Genomic DNA, 18,429 nt, shown 5'->3' with positions numbered 1-18,429 from the left:
TGCTCTACAGTGACGAACAGCCGCCGCAGGTGCAGGGCGAGATCGTGCAGCTGTCCGGGCGTCACATTGTTGCAATGTAGCCCGGCCGGCATGCTGGCGGCATCCACCCCCAAGCCGAGGTGTCCGCCATGCGTCGCACGTTGTGCCTGCTGTCACTGCTGATCGTCCTGCCGCTGCAGGCCGAGGAGAAGGTCGTCAACCTGTATAGCTGGGCCGATTATGTCGCCCCGCAGATCCTCGAGCGTTTCGAGAAGGAGTCCGGCTACAGGGTCCGCTACGACACCTTCGACACCACCGAGGTGCTGGAAACCAAGCTGCTGACCGGCGGCAGCGGCTATGACGTGGTGGTGCCCTCGACCACGGTGCTGGCCCGAGCGCTCAAGGCTGGCGCCTTGCAGCCTTTGCAAGCGCAGGCGATGCCGGGCTATGCCAACCTTGACCCGGACCTGCTGGCCAAGCTGGCTGAAGCCGATCCGGGCAATCGCCATGCCGTACCCTACACCTGGGGCACCCTGGGCCTGGGGGTGAATGTCGAGGCGGTGAGCCAGCGCCTGGGCGATGTGCCGCTGGACAGCCTCGACCTGCTGTTCAAGCCGGAATACGCCGGCCGCCTCAAGGACTGCGGCATCGCCATGCCCGACTCGCCCCAGGAGGTGATCGGTGTCGCCCTCAACTACCTGGGCAAGGATCCCTACAGCCATAACAAGGCTGACCTGGACGCGGCGCAGCAGTTGTTGCTGCAATTGCAGCCGTCGATCAGCTACGTGGCCAATGGCCGGCAGATCAACGATCTGGCCAACGGCAGTGTGTGCCTGGCCTTGACCTACAACGGCGACGCCGCCATGGCCGCCGACCAGGCGCGACGTGCGGGTAAGTCGTTCGAGCTGATCTACCGGATCCCCCGCGAGGGCACCCTGGTGTGGCAGGACAACCTGGTGATCCCCAAGGACGCCCCGCACCCCGAGGCGGCCCGCGCGTTCATTGCCTTCATGCTGCGTCCTGAGTCCGTGGCGGCGCTGACCAATACGCTGTTCTTCGCCAACGCCAACCGGGCCGCCACGCCGCTGGTGGACCAAGCGATCCGCAACGACCCGGACATCTATCCGCCGGCCGAGGTGCGCCAGCGGCTGTTCGCCGACCGCAGCATGGCCCTGGCCGACCTGCGCCAGCGCAACCGCCTGTGGACTGCTTTCCGAAGCCGCCAGTGACAACCCAGACAGCGCGGTGTCCGCAGCTGGCCGGTCACCGGGCAGGCTGGGCTGGGGTCCATACTGAAACATCAGGAATCATCTCCGGGGCGATTCCCACTGTTGTATCGAACCCTGCGCGCCTTAGGCTATCCAACCCTGGAGCGCGCCTTTTCGAACCGGAGGTGAAGCATGAACCCCGCATTGCCAACCCTGGCCCTTGGCCTGTTGCTGGCCCTGCCGCTCCAGGCCGCGCCGTTGTCGGTGCCGCCGGTGGCCGCCAATGACAGCAACAACCCCTACAACAGCCCGATCATGCGTGCCAACCCCAACAGCCGCCAGGGCAGCGTGCCGGCCACGCCGCCGGTGCGTGGCCCATCCACCCAGCCCAATCCGCGCCCGCCAACCCTGGACAACCGCGGCATCGGCAACGGCGACAACCTGCGCCGCGAGCAACAGACCCCGAACCTGGAACCCACCCGCCCACCGCGCGACTCGCAACGCGTGCCGTGAGCCCCTGCGAAGGACCCGAGCATGACGCCACGCACCTGGTTGATCACCCTGGCCGCCGCCAGCCTGTTTCCGCTGCTGGCCCAGGCCGCGCCCGAGCAGACCTTCCCCAGCGAGGAAGGGCAACTGAGCGTCAGCACCCTCGCCAATGGCCTGCGCAATCCCTGGGCCTTGGCATTCCTGCCGGATGGCAAGTCGATCCTGGTAACCGAGCGCCCGGGCAACCTGCGCATCGTCAGCCCCGAGGGCAAGGTCGGCCCGCCATTGTCCGGCGTGCCCAAGGTGTGGGCCGAGGGGCAGGGCGGCCTGCTCGATGTGGTGTTGTCACCGGAGTTCGCCAAGGACCGCACGGTCTACCTGTCGTTCGCCGAGGCGGGCGAGGATGGCAAGGCCGGGACCGCGGTCGGTCGAGGGCAGTTGTCCCAGGACCAGGCGCGGCTGGAGAACTTCACGGTGATCTTCCGCCAGCTACCCAAGCTTTCCGAAGGCAACCATTTTGGCTCGCGTCTGGTGTTCGACCGTGATGGCTACCTGTTCATCGCCCTGGGCGAGAACAACCAGCGTGCCACCGCCCAGGACCTGGACAAGCTGCAGGGCAAGATCGTGCGGATCCTCCCTGACGGCGAGGTACCCAAGGACAACCCCTTCGTCGGCCGCGACAATGTGCGCCCCGAGATCTGGTCGTTCGGCCATCGCAACCAGCAGGGGGCGGCGCTCAATCCCTGGACTGGCAAGCTCTGGACTCATGAGCACGGCCCGCGCGGTGGCGACGAAATCAATATTCCCGAGCCTGGCAAGAACTACGGTTGGCCGATCGCCACCCATGGCATCAACTACTCGTTGCTGCCGATTCCCGAGGCCAAGGGCAAGCATGTCCAGGGCATGGTCGACCCGCACCATGTGTGGGAGAAGTCGCCGGGCATCAGTGGCATGGCGTTCTACGACAGCCCGACGTTCAAGGCCTGGGACCACAACCTGTTCATTGGCGCCCTGGCCACCCAGGAGCTGATTCGTCTGCAACTCGAGGGCGACAAGGTGGTGCATGAAGAGCGTCTGCTAGGCGAGCTGAAGGCGCGGATCCGCGATGTGCGGGTGGGGCCGGATGGCTACCTGTACGTGCTGACGGATGAAAAGGACGGAATGTTGCTCAAGGTTGGGTTGCAGGAAGGCTAGCGCTTTCTCCCGGCCTGCAATGGCCCCTTCGCGGGTAAGCCCGCTCCCACAGGTCCGCGCGGTCGCTGTGGGAGCAACTGTCTTGCTCAACTGCTAAAGCTAAAGCTAGCGCGATCCCTGTGGGAGCGGCTTCAGCCGCGAACACCGGCATAGCCGGTGCCAGGCGCCGCGTTGCTTACTTCGCGGGACAGGTGTAGTGCATGGCCTGAAGTCGGCGCGGTCACTGTGGGAGCGGGTTTACCCGCGAAGGGCCGGTACTGTCGTACCATACTGTTTTCATCCGTAGCCCCATCCATGACTCCCGAATCCCTCTACCATCAGGCTATTGGCGAACACGGTTTCGTTCCTGACCCCGCCCAGGCGGTCGCGGTCAGCGCGCTGCAGGCCTGCTTCGATGCTCTGAACCAGGGCCAGTCACCTCAAGGCCTGTACCTCTGGGGCCCAGTCGGGCGTGGCAAGACCTGGCTGATGGACCTGTTCCACAGGTGCCTGACGATCCCATCCCGGCGCCAGCATTTTCATCATTTCATGGCCTGGGTGCATCGCCGCCTGTTCCAGCTGGGGGGCACCGCCGATCCGCTCAAGGCCCTGGCCCGGGAACTTGCCGGCGAGATCCGCGTGCTGTGTTTCGACGAGCTGTTCGTCAGCGACATCGGCGATGCGATCATCCTCGGGCGCCTGTTCCAGGTGCTGTTCGACCAAGGCGTGGTGATTGTCGCTACCTCCAATCAGCCCCCCGACCAGTTGTACCGCGACGGCTTCAACCGCGAGCGCTTCCTGCCGGCCATCGCCGCCATCGAGCGGCATATGGAGGTGCTGGCGGTGGCCGGTGAGCAGGACCATCGCCTGCATCCCAGCGTGCAGCATCAGCGCTACTGGGTCGCCGAGCCCGGACGCCCAGGTGCGCTGGAGGCGGTGTTCCAGCAACTGAGCGGGCAGGCGCCGGGGAGTACCCAGCCCTTGCAACTGGGGACTCGGCAGTTGCGGGTGGTGCGCTATTGCGAACAGGCGGTGTGGTGTCGCTTTGCCGACCTGTGCGAACAGCCGCTGGCGGCGATGGACTTCATGGCCCTGTGCGATCGTTTCGGCGCGATCCTGGTCGATGGTATTCCGCGCTTGAGCGGCGAGCAGCGCGAAGGCCGCATCGCCCGCGGCACCGAAGATGGTGCCGCCCGGGTCGCGGCCGGCGACCGTGTGTTGCCGACCCTGGCGCCCAAGGATGACAGCGTGCGACGTTTCATCGCCCTGGTCGACGAATGCTACGACCGGCGCGTGGCGCTGTACCTGGAAGCCGAGGTGCCGCTGGAAGCACTCTACACTCAAGGGTATCTGGCGTTCCCGTACCAGCGGACCCTCAGCCGACTACGGGAGATGCAACTGCAACGCTTCGCCTGAAGGAGCCGACCATGGAGCCGCTGTCGCATCACCTGCTAACCCAGGCCTATAACAATGGCTGGGCCAACCACCGCCTGTACAAGGCCTGCCTGCAACTGACCCAGGACGAGTTCGTCGCCCCCCGTTGCAGCTTCTTTCCCTCGATCAAGGCCACCCTCAATCACCTGCTGACAGTGGACTGGTTCTACCTTGACGCGTTGGAGTGCGAGCAGCGCGGCGAGGCTCCCGCCCCTGATGGCGAGCGCTTCTTCCAGCCGGAACAGCCATTCACTACCTGCACCGACCTGCAAGCCCAGCAGGCCCAGGCCGACCAGCGCTTGATCGCTTATTGCCGACAGCTGCGCGATGATCAGCTGGCGCGTTACGTGAGCATCGTGCGACCGGAGCGGGTACAGCGCGAGCAGCGGTTGCGCTTGCTTTCGCACCTGTTCGAGCACCAGATCCACCATCGCGGGCAAGTGCATGTGATGCTCAGCGACACTGTGGTCAAGCCACCGCAACTGGATGAGTTTTTCTGCGAGGAAGAAGCGCTGCTGCGAGCGCATGACTTTGCCGAGCTGGGCTGGAGCGAGGCGTCGATCTGGTCGTGAGCGCAGTGCGCAACAGGAACACTTCAATCCCGCTCTATTCCTTTGGGAGCGGGTTTACCCGCGAACACCGGCATAGCCGGTGCCAGGCACCGCGTCGCCTGGTTCGCCAGCAAGGCTGGCTCCTACAGCAGAACGCTTGGCTCAAACCATGCGCTATGCCTGTGGGAGCCGGTTCACCCGCGAACACCGACGTAGCCTGCGCCAGGCACCACCTTGCCTGCTTACCAACGCATCCGCACCCCAAGGCTGCCAATCAAACCGTTGAGGTCATTGTCATCCACATCGCTGCTGTAGTCGGCGCTGACGAACAGAGCCACGTTCGGCGTGACCCGCGCCACCAGGCCCAGGCCCAGGTCGACTGACGTTGAGCTGCGCGAGCTGGAGATCTTGTCCACCTGATCGAGCTTCACCGTGTCGGCGTTGCTGAAGTCGTACCAGACGTTGGTGCGCACATAGGGCTCGATGGGCATGCCCTTGACTTCGTAGCGCGCCGACAGCTTGGCGCCGACCCGGCCACTCCAGCTGGGCTGGCTGTCGAAGGCCTGCAGGGTTTCTTCCTGCGCCTGGCTGCCGGGGAAGAACTGCTGGTTGATCAACTGCGCCTGGGGTTCGATTACCCAGCCGCCGCCCAGGCTGATGGGGAAGCCGCCCTCCACCGAGAAGGTCATCGCATGGCCGCTGTCGTCGACCCGCTGACCAGCCTGGGAGCGGCCGTTGACATCGATACGTGTGCCCATGGCCACGGCATCCAGGTGCCAGCCTTGATCATGGGTCATGCTCCAGTACACGCCCAGGCTCTCGCCGCTGAGGTTCACCGCGTTGCGCTGTTTGTCGCCGAGCAGCGGGCGCATGCCGTTGAAGCTGCTCTGCAGGTTGTTGTGGCCGACGAAGATCCCGGCCCGGTGCACGCTGCCGGAGGCGGTTTCACGTACGAACAGGTCGGGGCCGATCATCAACTGCTGGCTGGGCGCCTCCAGCTGCGCCGGTGCCTGGCCGCCGGGGCGTGGCGCGCCGGGGAAGAATTGCGCCCACTGGCTGGCGACCAGGTCGGGGGCCGCGGGGCCGTGGCGTTCGCCCATGTATTGGGAAAAGGCGTTGAGCATGCCCTGGTTGAGGCCGCTGACACTCAGCGGCTCCAGCGCCAGGCGCGGCGCCTCGGGGGTTTCCAGGAAGCGGGCGAAGGGCTCGTCCTCCTGCAGGTCATAGGCAAAGGTTTCCACCGGGGTTGCCAGGAGCAGCGACGTGGAAACCGCACAGAAAATCGCATCGAAGCGCAGAGGATGCGAGGTGCTTTTCATGGCGGTTCTCCTGTTGTTGTGTGTTGGACAGCGCGTTGCACAGCCGAGGAACCTGGCCTGATGTCACGAGCTGTACGACAAGAACAGGGGGCGACCCAAACCAGCGCGCCTGCCTCTTGGAGCGCGCACGAAGGCGCGAGCTAGAGGCTCGGCACGAGTCTTTACGTCTGTTGATTACTGTTCAGCTAAGGAGAGGTCGAGGCTTGCGTCAAGAAAACGTGAAATGTTTGATAAGGTCTTGTCTTGGCTCTCAAGTAACTGAATTAGTTTGAATTACTTGTGAAGATATCAGCAATGGCGATTGCCCGCCGTGCAGCTATGAAAAATCGTTGTTAGAGCCGCACTTCCACCGCCAGCGGCAAGTGGTCGGAAAGGTGGGTCCAGGGCCTGTGGCCGAGGATCCTGGGGGCATGGCTGTCGGCGTTGCGCAGGTAGATGCGGTCCAGGCGCAACAGTGGCAGGCGGGCCGGGTAGGTGCGGGCGAGCAGGCCGTGGTGGCGCTCGAAGGCTTCGTGCAGGTCGTGTTGCAGGCCCAGGGTGTGGTTGCCGCGCAACTGCCAGTCGTTGAAGTCGCCGGCGATGATCACCGGGGCGTCGCTGGGCAGGGCATCGAGCAGTCGGCGCAGCAGTTGCAGCTGTTTCTGCCGGTGGCGCTCGAGCAGCGACAGGTGCACGCAGATCGCATGTACCTGGCGTTGCCCGGGGACGTCCAGCACGCAATGCAGCAGGCCGCGGCGCTCGGGGCCGGTAATCGAGACGTCGAGGTTGCGGTGTTCGAGGATCGGGTATTTCGACAGCAGGGCATTGCCGTGGTGGCCGTCGGGGTAGACCGCGTTGCGGCCGTAGGCGAAGTCGCTCCACATGCTGTCGGCGAGGAACTCGTATTGCGAGGTTCGCGGCCAGCCGGGGTAGCGGGCAGCGTGACGGTCGTGGCTGCCGAGCACTTCCTGGAGGAACACGATATCGGCTTGGGTGCTGCGCACTGCCTCGCGCAACTCCGGCAGGATGAAGCGCCGGTTGAAGGCGGTGAAGCCCTTGTGGGTATTGACCGTCAGCACCTTGACCCGGTGCACGGCAGGGGCCTGGTTGACGTTGGCGAAACCTGGACTGCCGGCTTCGAGATTCACGAGTGCTCCTGGGGACAGTGGGCCGCCTTGCGGTCCATCGCGACCAAGGCTGCTGCCACAGCAGATCGTGGCCTCTGTGGGAGCGGCCTTGTGTCGCGATGGGCTGCGCAGCAGCCCCAGATTTTTACTGACACAACACAGTCTAGGACAGGCCTTGCCCTTTGGGGTTCACTCCTCCTCACGCTGCAACACCAGCAACAGCAACGACCGTCCCTTGACCTCGAACACCGTGTCGAACGCCAGGTGTTGCGGCTTGCGCATGTCCGGCCGGTCGGTGTCCACCAGGCAGCTCCAGTAGTCGCCTTGCGGGACGGCTGGCAACTGGAAGGGCACGACGTCATGGTAGGCGTTGACGATCAGCAGCAGGGTCGCCTCGGCGCCGGGGCGAGCGATGCCGCTGACCTGGGCGCGACCGTCCATCAGCATGCCCAGGCAACGGCCATGCGGATCTTGCCATTGCTCGACGCTCATCTCGCCGCCGTTCGGGGCCAGCCAGGTGACATCCTTAACGCCGATCGCCTCGTTGTAGTCGCCCACCAGGAAGCGCGAACGGCGCAGGATCGGGTAGGCCAGGCGCAGCCGGGTCAGGCGTTTGACGAAGGCCAGCAGCGCCGTGCCATCTTCGTCCAGCGCCCAGTTCACCCAACCGATCTCGCTGTCCTGGCAGTAGGCATTGTTGTTGCCGTGCTGGGTGCGGCTGAATTCGTCGCCGGCGACGATCATCGGCGTGCCCTGGGCCAGCAGCAAGGTAGCGAAGTAGTTGCGCATCTGGCGCATGCGCAGGGCGTTGATGGCCGGGTCGTCGGTGGGGCCTTCGACACCGCAGTTCCACGACAGGTTGTTGTCGGTGCCGTCCTGGTTGTTCTCGTCGTTGTCCTCGTTGTGCTTGTCGTTGTACGACACCAGGTCGCGCAGGGTGAAGCCATCGTGGGCGGTGACGAAGTTGACCGAGGCATAGGGGCGCCGGCCACGGTTGTTGAACAGGTCGCCCGAGGCGGTGATGCGCGCGGCGAAGTCGGCGAGCATGCCTTCGTCGCCTTTCCAGAAGCCGCGCACGGTGTCGCGGAAGCGGTCGTTCCACTCGGCCCAGCCGGGGGCGAAGTTGCCCACCTGGTAGCCGCCGGGGCCACAGTCCCACGGCTCGGCGATCAGCTTGACCTGGCTGAGCATCGGGTCCTGGCGGCAGGCGACGAGAAAGCCGTGGCGCTCGCTGTAGCCATCGTGGTAACGACCGAGGATGGTGGCCAGGTCGAAGCGAAAGCCATCCACGTGCATCTCGCCGGCCCAGTAGCGCAACGAGTCGGTGACCAGTTGCAGCACCCGGGGGTGGCTGAGGTCCAGGGTGTTGCCGGTGCCGGAATCGTTGATGTAGAAGCGCTTGTCATCTGGCATCAGGCGGTAGTACGAGGCGTTGTCGATACCGCGCATCGACAGGGTCGGGCCGCGTTCGTTGCCCTCGGCGGTGTGGTTGTAGACCACGTCGAGGATCACCTCCAGCCCGGCATCGTGCAGGTGCGCGACCATCTCCTTGAACTCGGCGATCTTGCCGCTGGCCAGGTAGCGCGGGTGCGGGGCGAAGAAGGCGATGCTGTTGTAGCCCCAGTAGTTGTTCAGGCCTTTGTCCAGCAGGTGCTGGTCGTTGACGAAGGCATGGATCGGCAACAGCTCGATGCTCGACACCCCCAGCGCCTTGATATGCCCCAGCAGCTCGTCGTTGGCCAGGCCGGCGAAGGTGCCGCGCAGGTGTTCGGGCACGGCTGGGTGGCGCATGCTGATGCCGCGCACGTGGGCCTCGTAGAGGATGGTGCGTTCCCAGGGGATCAGCACGCGCTGGTCGCGCCCCCAGGTGAAGGCTGGGTCGATCACCTTGCACTTGGGCACGAAGGGCGCGCTGTCGCGTTCGTCGAACGACAGATCGCCGTCGGGGTGGCCGATGGTGTAGCCGAACAAGGCTTCGGACCATTTCAAGGTGCCCACCAACTGCTTGGCGTAGGGGTCGATCAGCAGCTTGTTGGGGTTGAAGCGGTGGCCGTTCGCCGGGTCGTAGGGGCCGTGCACGCGGTAACCATAGACCAGGCCAGGGTGTGCGTCGGGCAGGTAGCCGTGGAAGATCTCGTCAGTGTACTCGGGCAGCTCGATGCGCTCGAGTTCGGTTTCGCCGCTGGCATCGAACAGGCACAGTTCGACCTTGCTGGCGTTGGCCGAGAACAGGGCGAAGTTGACCCCCAGGCCGTCCCAGGTGGCGCCGAGGGGGAAGGGCAGGCCTTCGCGGATGCGCGACGGGGCGACGGAGCGGGTTTTCTTCGGGGCGTGGGGGCTCATGGCAGTCCTCATGGGGCAGGGGAATGCTTGGGTGGCAATGCTGGCCTCTTCGCGGGTGCAGGCTGCTCCCCTGTGGGAGCGGGTTTACCCGCGAAAAGACCGCTGGGCCGATCAGCCGGCAGCGGGCTTCTTCAGGGTTCGCGGCTTCTTGACCGTAACCGGCTTCTCCGTCGCCACCTTGGGCTTGGCCGCCGCCTTCTTGCGCGGCGCTGCCTTGGGCGCCAGCGCCTCGGCCTCGGCCAGCTTGCGCGCCATCTCCCAATGACGGTGCTCCTGGCCCGTCGGTTTACCTTCGGACTCCCAGATCTGGTAGGCGAACTCGCGAATACGCTTTTCTTCGACACTCATCACGACGCTCCTGAATGCAGTTAGGCATGTTCAATCAACACATTGACCGGAAACTCCCGCAGCACGGTGCTCAACATCAGCTCCCTTGAAGGGCTGACCGCAGCGTCACCGAAAAGTCCCGAACAGTTGGCAGGCGACAAGGCAAACGGCAGGATCAGCCGGGTATCGTCCCAGTTCTGCGCCGGGATCAAGGGGGTGACGGCGTTGCCCAGCAGGGCGCTGGCCAGGCGTGGCACGACGACGATGGCGCGTTCGCTTTCGCCCAGGCGGGCGAAGGCCAGTACCTTGTCGGCGTGCCTGCCTTGTACGTCGAGGGGCAGGTAGGCTCCGCGGCGGAACAGTTCCGCGCGGGCCTGGCGGCAGTCCAGGACCTGCGCCACCAGCGCCTGTTTGACGCGTCCGTCTCGCCAATGGGTGAGCAGTTCGTTCAGCGACGTGCATTCGTGCAGGCTGGCGCGGCGGGCGGCATAGTCCACCGGGCGGCGGTTGTCCGGGTCGACCAGCGAGAAGTCCCAGTATTCGTTGCCCTGGTACAGGTCCGGCACGCCGGGCGTGGTCATGCGCAGCAGGCATTGCGCCAAGGCATTGAGCGCGCCGGGGCAGGCCAGTTGGCCTGCGGCTTCGTGCAGGGCCTGGCGCAACTGCTGGTTCCTGGCGTCCAGCAGCAAGCCATCGACATAGGCGGCGCAGACCTGCTCATAGCGTTCGTTCGGTGCGGTCCAACTGCTGCGCAGCTTGGCTTCGCGCAGGGCTTTCTGCTGCCATTGGCGGATGCGTTGGGCATAGCTGCCCAGGGCCTGGCGGTCGCGCAGGTCAAGCTCCAGCGGCCAGCTGCCGAGTAGGGTCTGCCACAGCAGCCACTCATCGCCAGGGCTGGGCGCCTGGCCATCGTCCAATCCTTCGCGCAAGGGCGAGGCCAGTTCGCGCCAGTGTTCGACCCGGCCGGCCAGCCAGGAGCCGCGCTCACTCAGCACCGCCAGCCTGGCGCGGCAATCCTCGCCGCGCTTGTGGTCATGGGTGGCGGTGGCCAGCAGGTTGTCGGGGAACTTGCGCAGGCGCTGTTGGGCCTGGTTGTGGAACCAGCCCGGGCCAGTGCTGAAACGCTCGGCCTCGAAGCCCACGTCGTTGCGCGATAGCAGCCGGGCCGAACGGTAGAACACGGTGTCTTCCACTGCCTTGGCGGCGCACGGCGCGGTGAGCTGCTGGAAGCGCACGCAGGCATGGCGCAGGTGCTTGCGTGGGCGCCCCGGTGGCAATTGGCGCCAGGGCTGGCCGCCCAACCAGCGCTCGAACTGGTCGAGCAGTGGCCAGTCGGCCTCGGCCAGGGTTTGCTTGGCCCCGGCAAGCGCTTGCTGGAAAAACGCCTCGTCCCCGGCGGGGCGGCCGCAGGCATTGATATAGGTGCGGTACACCGGGTAATGCTCGACCAGTGCTTGCAACGCTCGGCGGATCGCGCCGAGGGTCAGGTCGCGGGTCATCAGGTCGTCACGTGCTACCTGCAACAAGGCCTGGGCCACCGACTCGCAGTCGCCGGCCAGGCTGGCGTTGAGCACCAGGTGGCGAGCACTGCGCACTTCCTCTGCGAAGTCGGGCCGTTCGCTGACGCTGCGCCACAGCTCGCTCAGCGGCGCCTCGCCAGCTGGGTCATGCTGCAGCAGCGACACCTGGTCCATGAATTCGTACCCGGTGCTGCCGTCGGTGAGCCAGTCGCGGTGCAGCTGTTCACCGGGGCCGAGGATCTTCTCCACATAAATCGGGAAGTGCTCCAGCGCCGCGCTCAAGGGCCGCTTGGCCAACAGCCGGTCGACCCGGCGGCGCAGGTTGCGGCAATAGCGGCGCGGGTCGGCCAGGCCGTCGATATGATCGATGCGCAGGCCGTCCACCAGCCCCCGTTCGATCAGCTCGAACAGCTTGGCGTGGGTGGCCTCGAACACCGCCGCACGCTCCACGCGCAAGCCTCCAAGCTCGTTGATGTCGAAAAAGCGCCGCCAGTTGATGTCGTCGGCGGCGGTGCGCCAGCTGGCCAGGCGGTAAGTCTGGCGCTCGAGCAACAGGTGCAGGCGCTTGAAACCGGCGGGTTCGCGGCTGTCGAAGGCGGCGAGGGCAGCGTCCAGTTGCGCCCCGCCGGCCACCAGCCGCGCGAGTTCGCGGTGCAGGGGCAATGCGTCGGCCAGCGGATCGGCGGCCTCGTGCAGGGCGCCGAAGTGCTGGGCCAGGGCTTGCAGTCGCGGATTCTCGGCCTGGCCGAGGATGCGGCCGTAATCCAGCGGGCAGATAGGGAAACGGTGGTCATGATGGGCCACTTCGAACACGCCGTGCCGGCCGTCGAAGGTCAGTGGGATCTCGCCGGACTGCAAGGCTTGGCCGTAATCGCTGCCCAGGAACGGCAGCAGCAGTTGCCCGGCCAGCAATGGGTCGTTGGAGTGCCACTGGATATCGAAGAACTCGGCGTAGGGGCTGCGCCTGCCCCAGGCCAGAAGGCTCTGCCACCAGGGGTTGTCGGCGCCGCCCACGGCCATGTGGTTGGACACGGTGTCGAGGATCAGGCCCATGCCGTGCTGGCGCAGGGCGCCGACCAGGCGCTGCAGCGCAGGCTCACCGCCAAGCTCCGGGTTGATCCGCATCGGGTCGACCACATCGTAGCCATGGCGCGAGCCAGCACGGGCGGTGAGAATCGGCGAGGCATACACATGGCTGATGCCCAGCGCCGCGAAATAAGGCACCAGCGCCGCGGCGTCGTCGAGGGTGAAATCACTGTGCAGTTGCAGGCGCACGGTGGCGGTCAACGATTTCATCGGTCACGCTCCCACGCCTGTTCGCGGGCCTGGGCCAGCAGCTCCAGGCGGCGGGCGGCGTCCTCGTCGTCGAGCAGTGCGTCGGCCGGGGCCTTGAAGCGCCGTCGCCAGTTGGGGTGGCCCTCGGTGGTGCCGGGCAGGTTGGCTTGCTCGTCGCAGCCGAGCAGGTCTTCCAGGGGCACCAGCACCAATGGCGCGCGGGTATGGCCGATGTAGCGGATCGCTGCGTCGATCAGCGCCGTATCGTCCTGCTGTGGCCCGTAGTTTTGTTCCAGGGCGCGGCGCAGGCCATCGCGTTCGAGCGCCCGGGCATGGCGCCAGTGCAGTTCGCTGGTTGCGTCGAGCAGATGGAGTCGGTGGCTCCAGTCAATGTCGCGGCTCTTCAGCCACCCGGCCAGCGGGGCAAGGTCGTGGGTGCCGGTAGTGGCCAGGGCGTTGTCTGGCCAGTCGAGGATCGGCCTGAACTGCCCGGGCGGCTGTTGTTCGAACGGCAATACACGCATGCCCAGCACCGCCTTGTCGGCCAGGCGTTCGCGCAGGCCGACCGGCACGGTGCCGAGGTCTTCGCCGAGGATGATCGCCTGGTGTCGCGCCGACTCCAGGGCCAGCAGGCGCAGCAGGTCGTCCAGAGGGTATTCCAGGTAGGCGCCTTCGCTGGGCGCCGCGCCACGGGGGATCAGCCACAGCCGGCGCAGGCCCATCACATGGTCGATGCGCAGGCCACCGGCATGGGCCAGGTTGGCTCGCAGCATTTCGATGAAGGCGCGGTAGCCATTGCGCTTGAGGCCCTCGGGAGAGAAGGCGCAGATGCCCCAGTCTTGCCCGGCGCGGTTGAGGATATCGGGTGGCGCGCCAACCTTGAGCTCGGCCAGCAGTTCGTCCTGGCGGCTCCAGGCCTGGCTGCCGGCGCCATCGGCGCCCACGGCCAGGTCGGCGATCAGGCCCACCGCCATGCCGTTACCGCGCGCCGCGTCCTGGGCCCGTTGCAGGCTGCGCTCGGTGAGCCACTGGCAAAAGGCGTGGAACTCGATGCGCGCTGGGTAGCTGTTGGCCAGGGCTTCAACTTCCGGGTTATAGGGGTCTTGCCAGGCGGGCGGCCAGTTGCGCCAATCGGCGCCCAGCCCCTGGCCGACCGCCTCGGCTTGCAGCACGGCGAACCGACAATGGTGCTCAAGCTTTTCACCGGCGGCATCGCGGAAACTGGCAAAGTCCTCGCGCAGCGGGTGCTCACGCTGGCTGAAATCCTGGTACAGCGCCTCGAGCAGACGATGGCGGGCGTCGGCCGCGCGCGGCCAGTCGACCAGGGCCGGTTGCTCCAGTGTTTCGAGTATCGGCTCGAGCCCGCAGGCCTTTGCGGCCATGCGCACTGCGCGCTCGCCCAGCAAGGTCGAGGGGCTGGCATAGAGCGTGTTGAGCAGCAGGCGGCTGGACGGTGAGTAGGGGCTGAAATGTTGCTGGTCGAACGCCGACAAAGCATGCATCGGGCTGATCGCCAGAGCGTCGGCGCCACGCTCGGCGGCGCTGCGCGCCAGTTGCTCCAGGGCCAGGCAGTCGCCGTAGCCACCGTCGCCGGGACGGCGCAGGCTGTACAGTTGCACTGACAGACCCCAGCAGCGCGGCGGCGATTGGTCCACCGCGTCCTGCAAGGCGTGGCAACGAGCAGGGGCCACGGCCACGCTGAAGACGTGACCGGCGATGACCAGTTGGTGATAGCCCATCGGCAGTTCGCCAGGCAGGCGGGCGCCGGCGTCGAGGGCCAGCTCGCGCGTGCTGCCATCCTCCAGCTCGCAGCGCACAGGGCTGGCGGCATTGAAGTAGCGGTGCAGGTCCAGCGCTTGGCCGAGATCGGCAGTCAGCAGTGGCGGCAAACGCACAGCGGAGTCGGCCTGCTCGACGGCCTGCAGGCTGGCGCTGATGGCGGCGGCGTCGCCGGCGGGGTGGCCGAGGCCTTCGAGCACCCGGCGCAGCACCGCGTCGCTGACTTGCTGCGGGCGGTCGTTGGCGTCGACCCAGTCGCGAGCCAGGCCAACCCGGGCGGCCAGGCGATGAAGGAGGTGTTCGCTCATGGCGTCTCCTGGGTGAGGGGCAGCAGGCTGACCACGCAACTGTGGGCGGCCAGGGTCGAGTCGGAGTGGGCGTTGTCGCTGCTGTCGTACAGGCGCTGCGCGGGGGCGGGTAGCGTCGCCGGCTGGGGCTTGGCGTCGAGGTTGAGGTCGATGCGCAGCTCTTGGCCATCGCCAAGGCGCCAGCGCGCGGTCAAGGCCTTGGCAGCGAGCACCTCGGCGCCCAAGGCGCGGGTACCGGGCAGGTGTGGGGTCACATGGCGCCTGCGCAGGTCGAGCAACTGCTGATACAGCCCGTGCCAGCCGGCCAGCACGTTCTGCTGTCGGGGCTTTGAGACCTGGAAGGTGGTCTCGGCGTTGGGGTCGGGGATCTGCTCGCGCTTGCGCGGATCGGCAAAGGTGGCGAATTGGGCGAATTCGCCACGTCGGCCCTCGCGCACGGCGTCGGCCAACTGGTCATGGAAGTCGGTGAAGAACAGGAACGGCTGGCGGCTGCCGTCATCGTCGCCCATGAACAGCAGCGGAATCATCGGCGCCAGCAGCAGCAGGACGGTGGCGGCCTTCAGCGCTGGCGGCGGGCACAGGCCGGTGAGGCGTTCGCCCAGGGCGCGATTGCCGACCTGGTCGTGATTCTGCAGGAACAGCACGAACGCGGTGGGCGGCAAATGCCCGCTGGGCTCGCCGCGGGGCTTGCCGTGGCGGTTGGGCTGCCCCTGGAACACGAAACCTTCGGCCAGGCAGCGCGCCAGTTGGTCAATCGGTCGGTCCTGGTAATCCGCGTAATAGCCCTCGGTTTCACCTGTGAGCAGCACGTGCAGGGCGTTGTGGCCGTCATCGTTCCATTGCGCGTCGAAGCCTTGCTCGAGCAGCGCGGCCTGGTTGTGCTCGTTTTCCAGGATCAGCCAGATGTGCCGGCCCGGCTCGACCGCGGCACGCACCCGGGCCGCCAGTTCGATAAGGAAGTCCGGCTGGTCGATGGCATGCACCGCGTCCAGGCGCAGGCCGTCGCAGCGGTAGTCGCACAGCCACATCAGCGCGTTCTGAATGAAATACTCGCGCACCTGCGGCTGGCGGAAATCGATGGCGGCGCCCCAGGGCGTCTGCCGGTCCTGGCGAAAGAACGGGCCGGCGTACTGCGGCAAGTAATTGCCGTCGGGGCCAAAGTGGTTGTAGACCACATCCACCAGCACCATCAGGCCCTGGCCATGGGCCTGGTCGACCAGTGCGCACAAGCCTTGCGGCGTGCCGTAGCTGTGCTGTGGGGCGAACGGCAGCACGCCGTCGTAGCCCCAGTTGCGTTCGCCGGGGAACTGCCCAAGGGGCATCAGCTCGATGGCGCTGACTCCGATCTCGGCCAGGCGTGGAAGCAGTTTGGCCACGCCGTCGTAGCCGCCGAGCAGGCCGACATGCAGCTCCTGGATGACCGCCTCGTGCCAAGGCCGACCCTGCCATGGATGGCGCCATGGGTAGCTGCTCAGGTCCAGCACTGCGCTGGGGCCATGCACGCCCTCGGGCTGGTGGCGCGAGGCTGGGTCGGCCACCTTCAGCTCATCGTCGATACGCAAGTGATAGCGAGCGCCGGCCACGCAGGGGGCGACGCCGGTGTACCAGCCATCTTCCTCGGGCAGCAGCTTCACCGCTGGCTGCTGCTCGATCTCTACGGCCACGCTGCGCGCATCCGGTGCCCAGAGGGCGAAGCGCGCCGACGTGGCGTCCAGCAAGTGTGCGCCATGCCTGTGCATCTTCGGGCTCCCTCAGTAGTGGGCCACCTGTGCCTGCCTGACCAGGTTCTCGTACAGCCGTGCGTAAGGTTCCACCGCCTGGCACCAGTTGAACGGTTGGGTCATCGACAAACAGCGCATGGCGTTGAGCAGGTCCTTCTTGCCATACACATAGAAGGCCCGGCGCAGTGCCTGGCGATAACTGTCCACGCTGGAGTCGTCGAACAGAAAACCCGTGACGCCATCCTCGATGGTGTCGGCCAACCCGCCGGTGTTGCGCGCCACCGGCAGCGAGCCGAAGCGCTGCGCGTACATCTGGCTCAGGCCGCAGGGCTCGTAGCGCGAAGGCATCAGCAGGAAATCGGAGCCGGCGAACATGCGCCGCGCGTCGGTTTCGTTGAAGCCAATGCGCACGCCGATGCGCCCGGGGTGCCGCAGGGCCAGCTCGCGCATGGCCTGTTCTTCCTCGGGCTCGCCGCGACCGATGATGGCGATCTGGCCGCCTTGCGCGACGATGTCGTCGGCCACGCCCAGGGTCAGGTCCAGGCCTTTCTGGTAGACCAGCCGCGAGACCACCGCGAACAGCGGCCCGTCAGTGGCTTGCAGGCCGAACAGTTCGCGCACCTGTTGGGCGTTGCGCGCCTTGCCGTCCCAGTCGTTGAGGCTGAAGTTGTGGTTCAGGTGTTTGTCGGTGGCCGAGTCCCAGCTTTCGTCGATGCCGTTGGGAATGCCACCGAGCAAGCCTTGCTGGGCCTTGCTGGCGAGAAAGCCATCCAGGCCGCAGCCGAATTCGGGGGTGGTGATTTCCCGGGCATAGGTGGCGCTCACCGTGGTGATATGGCTGGCGTAGGCCAGGCCGGCCTTGAGGAACGACAGCTTGCCGTAGAACTCCATGCCTTCTTGCTGCATGGCATGGTCGGGGATCGCCAGTTCCGGGCTGCAGCCCCGGCTGTACACACCCTGGTAGGCCAGGTTGTGGATGGTGAACAGAGTCGGCGTGCGCAGGCCGCGCCAGTGCATGTAGGCCGGAGCCAGGCCGGCGGGCCAGTCGTGGGCGTGGACCAGGTCGGGGCGCCAGTGGGCCATGCCCTCGCCGGCGGCGATTTCCGCGGCGGCCAGGCCCAGACGGGCGAAGCGGATATGGTTGTCCGGCCAGTCGCGGCCATTGTTGGCGCCATAGGGCGTGCCATCGCGCAGGTAGAGTTCGGGGCACAGCAGCACGTAGATCACCAGGCCGTCGGCCAGGTCCATGCGGCCGATCTTGCACGGCGGCAGCGCGGCGTGGCCGCCCAGTTCACCGACGATGTGGATGGGGTTGTCGCTCTCGACCACCTGGCGGTAACCGGGGATCAGCACCCGCACATCGTGCAGGTGGGCCAGGGCGCGGGGCAGGGCCGAGGACACGTCGCCCAGGCCGCCGGTCTTGACCAGGTCGGCGATCTCCGAGGTGACGAAGAGAATCTTGCGCCGGTTCGGGTTGTGCTGGCGCCGCGCGCCGGGTGCTGGGACTGTCGGGGCGAGGCTCGGCGGCAGCGGCTCGCGGTTATCCGGATGGAATGACTCTGCGTGAGGTTCGACAGCGGCACTGATCATACTTCTCTCCGTCCCTTGCTCTGGCGTGTTTGATGTTGGTGCGTGTGTTTGGCTCTCTGTGCGTGGGTGCATCTTCGTGGTGCGGTCCTTGCCCGTTATTCGTGCGCGCAGGCACGGCACGCTCGGCGTTCCTGGCCGAATGGCGTGTGGACGGGTTGGGGTGGGTGGGCCTGGCGTGAGGATGTCCTTTTGCGTTGGCCTACTTAGCTCCTGACCGGCCCGTATTTCGGAAAGTTCGACTTTTTTACGTCACGATTTCCGAGCAAAACGCGGGCCGAAACCGCAGTGTAGGAGACGAAACGGCAAA

General features: G+C 66.2%; 13 protein-coding genes. 5 read left to right on the top strand and 8 right to left on the bottom strand.

Translation table 11 applies throughout. The features are described from left to right. Positions 1 to 128: 128 nt before the first annotated feature. From HU772_RS15790 to HU772_RS15770, 5 genes are all read left to right on the top strand, one after another. A complete protein-coding gene (locus HU772_RS15790; RefSeq protein WP_186662475.1) occupies positions 129 to 1,208 on the top strand; it encodes an extracellular solute-binding protein in 1,080 nt (359 codons plus the stop codon). A gap of 171 nt (positions 1,209 to 1,379) precedes the next feature. After that, positions 1,380 to 1,700, top strand: coding sequence for a hypothetical protein (locus HU772_RS15785; protein ID WP_186662474.1), 321 nt, complete (start codon positions 1,380 to 1,382; stop codon positions 1,698 to 1,700). Positions 1,701 to 1,721: 21 nt separating this feature from the next. After that, entirely contained in the window at positions 1,722 to 2,870 is a 1,149-nt protein-coding gene (locus tag HU772_RS15780; RefSeq protein WP_186662473.1) for a PQQ-dependent sugar dehydrogenase, read from the top strand. A 294-nt stretch (positions 2,871 to 3,164) separates the two neighbouring features. Further along, on the top strand, positions 3,165 to 4,265 hold the full coding sequence (zapE, locus tag HU772_RS15775; RefSeq protein ID WP_186662472.1) for a cell division protein ZapE: 1,101 nt from the start codon (positions 3,165 to 3,167) through the stop codon (positions 4,263 to 4,265). Positions 4,266 to 4,276: 11 nt separating this feature from the next. Beyond that, the gene (locus HU772_RS15770; RefSeq protein WP_186662471.1) at positions 4,277 to 4,855 is read left to right on the top strand and encodes a DinB family protein; all 579 of its coding nucleotides are present in this window, start codon (positions 4,277 to 4,279) and stop codon (positions 4,853 to 4,855) included. Positions 4,856 to 5,076: 221 nt separating this feature from the next. On the opposite strand, the gene HU772_RS15765 is transcribed toward HU772_RS15770, so the two are convergent. The 8 genes from HU772_RS15765 to glgA all read right to left on the bottom strand — a co-directional run bounded on the left by HU772_RS15765 (position 5,077) and on the right by glgA (position 18,122). Further along, entirely contained in the window at positions 5,077 to 6,153 is a 1,077-nt protein-coding gene (locus HU772_RS15765) for an autotransporter domain-containing protein (RefSeq protein WP_186662470.1), read from the bottom strand. A 332-nt stretch (positions 6,154 to 6,485) separates the two neighbouring features. Continuing rightward, positions 6,486 to 7,280, bottom strand: a complete 795-nt coding sequence (locus HU772_RS15760; protein WP_186662469.1) for an endonuclease/exonuclease/phosphatase family protein — start codon at positions 7,278 to 7,280, stop codon at positions 6,486 to 6,488. A gap of 168 nt (positions 7,281 to 7,448) precedes the next feature. Further along, positions 7,449 to 9,602: a glycogen debranching protein GlgX gene (gene glgX / locus HU772_RS15755; RefSeq protein WP_186662468.1), complete on the bottom strand. Its 2,154-nt coding sequence runs from the start codon at positions 9,600 to 9,602 to the stop codon at positions 7,449 to 7,451. A gap of 111 nt (positions 9,603 to 9,713) precedes the next feature. Continuing rightward, positions 9,714 to 9,950 carry a DUF2934 domain-containing protein gene (locus tag HU772_RS15750; RefSeq protein ID WP_189665139.1) on the bottom strand — a complete coding sequence of 79 codons (237 nt, stop codon included), beginning with the start codon at positions 9,948 to 9,950 and terminating at the stop codon, positions 9,714 to 9,716. 20 nt (positions 9,951 to 9,970) lie between these two features. Beyond that, positions 9,971 to 12,745: a malto-oligosyltrehalose synthase gene (locus tag HU772_RS15745; protein ID WP_186662466.1), complete on the bottom strand. Its 2,775-nt coding sequence runs from the start codon at positions 12,743 to 12,745 to the stop codon at positions 9,971 to 9,973. Then, positions 12,742 to 14,811: a 4-alpha-glucanotransferase gene (malQ, locus tag HU772_RS15740; RefSeq protein ID WP_186662465.1), complete on the bottom strand. Its 2,070-nt coding sequence runs from the start codon at positions 14,809 to 14,811 to the stop codon at positions 12,742 to 12,744. Before malQ ends, HU772_RS15745 begins: the two co-directional genes overlap by 4 nt. Next, a complete protein-coding gene (gene treZ / locus HU772_RS15735) occupies positions 14,808 to 16,550 on the bottom strand; it encodes a malto-oligosyltrehalose trehalohydrolase (protein WP_186662464.1) in 1,743 nt (580 codons plus the stop codon). Before treZ ends, malQ begins: the two co-directional genes overlap by 4 nt. A 12-nt stretch (positions 16,551 to 16,562) precedes the next feature. Then, complete coding sequence (glgA, locus tag HU772_RS15730; RefSeq protein WP_186662463.1) at positions 16,563 to 18,122, bottom strand: glycogen synthase GlgA; 1,560 nt, start codon at positions 18,120 to 18,122, stop codon at positions 16,563 to 16,565. Positions 18,123 to 18,429: the final 307 nt, after the last annotated feature.

Source organism: Pseudomonas xantholysinigenes (assembly GCF_014268885.2).
Lineage (GTDB): Bacteria > Pseudomonadota > Gammaproteobacteria > Pseudomonadales > Pseudomonadaceae > Aquipseudomonas > Aquipseudomonas xantholysinigenes.
The sequence above is the reverse complement of the archived record's forward strand: the minus strand, read 5'-3'. Positions and strand labels throughout refer to the sequence as shown.

Coding starts and splice junctions, on each gene's coding strand:
- HU772_RS15790 (WP_186662475.1), top strand. CDS start 129: ATGCGTCGCACGTTGTGCCTGCTGTCACTGCTGATCGTCCTGCCGCTG.
- HU772_RS15785 (WP_186662474.1), top strand. CDS start 1,380: ATGAACCCCGCATTGCCAACCCTGGCCCTTGGCCTGTTGCTGGCCCTG.
- HU772_RS15780 (WP_186662473.1), top strand. CDS start 1,722: ATGACGCCACGCACCTGGTTGATCACCCTGGCCGCCGCCAGCCTGTTT.
- zapE (WP_186662472.1), top strand. CDS start 3,165: ATGACTCCCGAATCCCTCTACCATCAGGCTATTGGCGAACACGGTTTC.
- HU772_RS15770 (WP_186662471.1), top strand. CDS start 4,277: ATGGAGCCGCTGTCGCATCACCTGCTAACCCAGGCCTATAACAATGGC.
- HU772_RS15765 (WP_186662470.1), bottom strand. CDS start 6,153: ATGAAAAGCACCTCGCATCCTCTGCGCTTCGATGCGATTTTCTGTGCG.
- glgX (WP_186662468.1), bottom strand. CDS start 9,602: ATGAGCCCCCACGCCCCGAAGAAAACCCGCTCCGTCGCCCCGTCGCGC.
- HU772_RS15750 (WP_189665139.1), bottom strand. CDS start 9,950: ATGAGTGTCGAAGAAAAGCGTATTCGCGAGTTCGCCTACCAGATCTGG.
- HU772_RS15745 (WP_186662466.1), bottom strand. CDS start 12,745: ATGAAATCGTTGACCGCCACCGTGCGCCTGCAACTGCACAGTGATTTC.
- malQ (WP_186662465.1), bottom strand. CDS start 14,811: ATGAGCGAACACCTCCTTCATCGCCTGGCCGCCCGGGTTGGCCTGGCT.
- treZ (WP_186662464.1), bottom strand. CDS start 16,550: ATGCACAGGCATGGCGCACACTTGCTGGACGCCACGTCGGCGCGCTTC.
- glgA (WP_186662463.1), bottom strand. CDS start 18,122: ATGATCAGTGCCGCTGTCGAACCTCACGCAGAGTCATTCCATCCGGAT.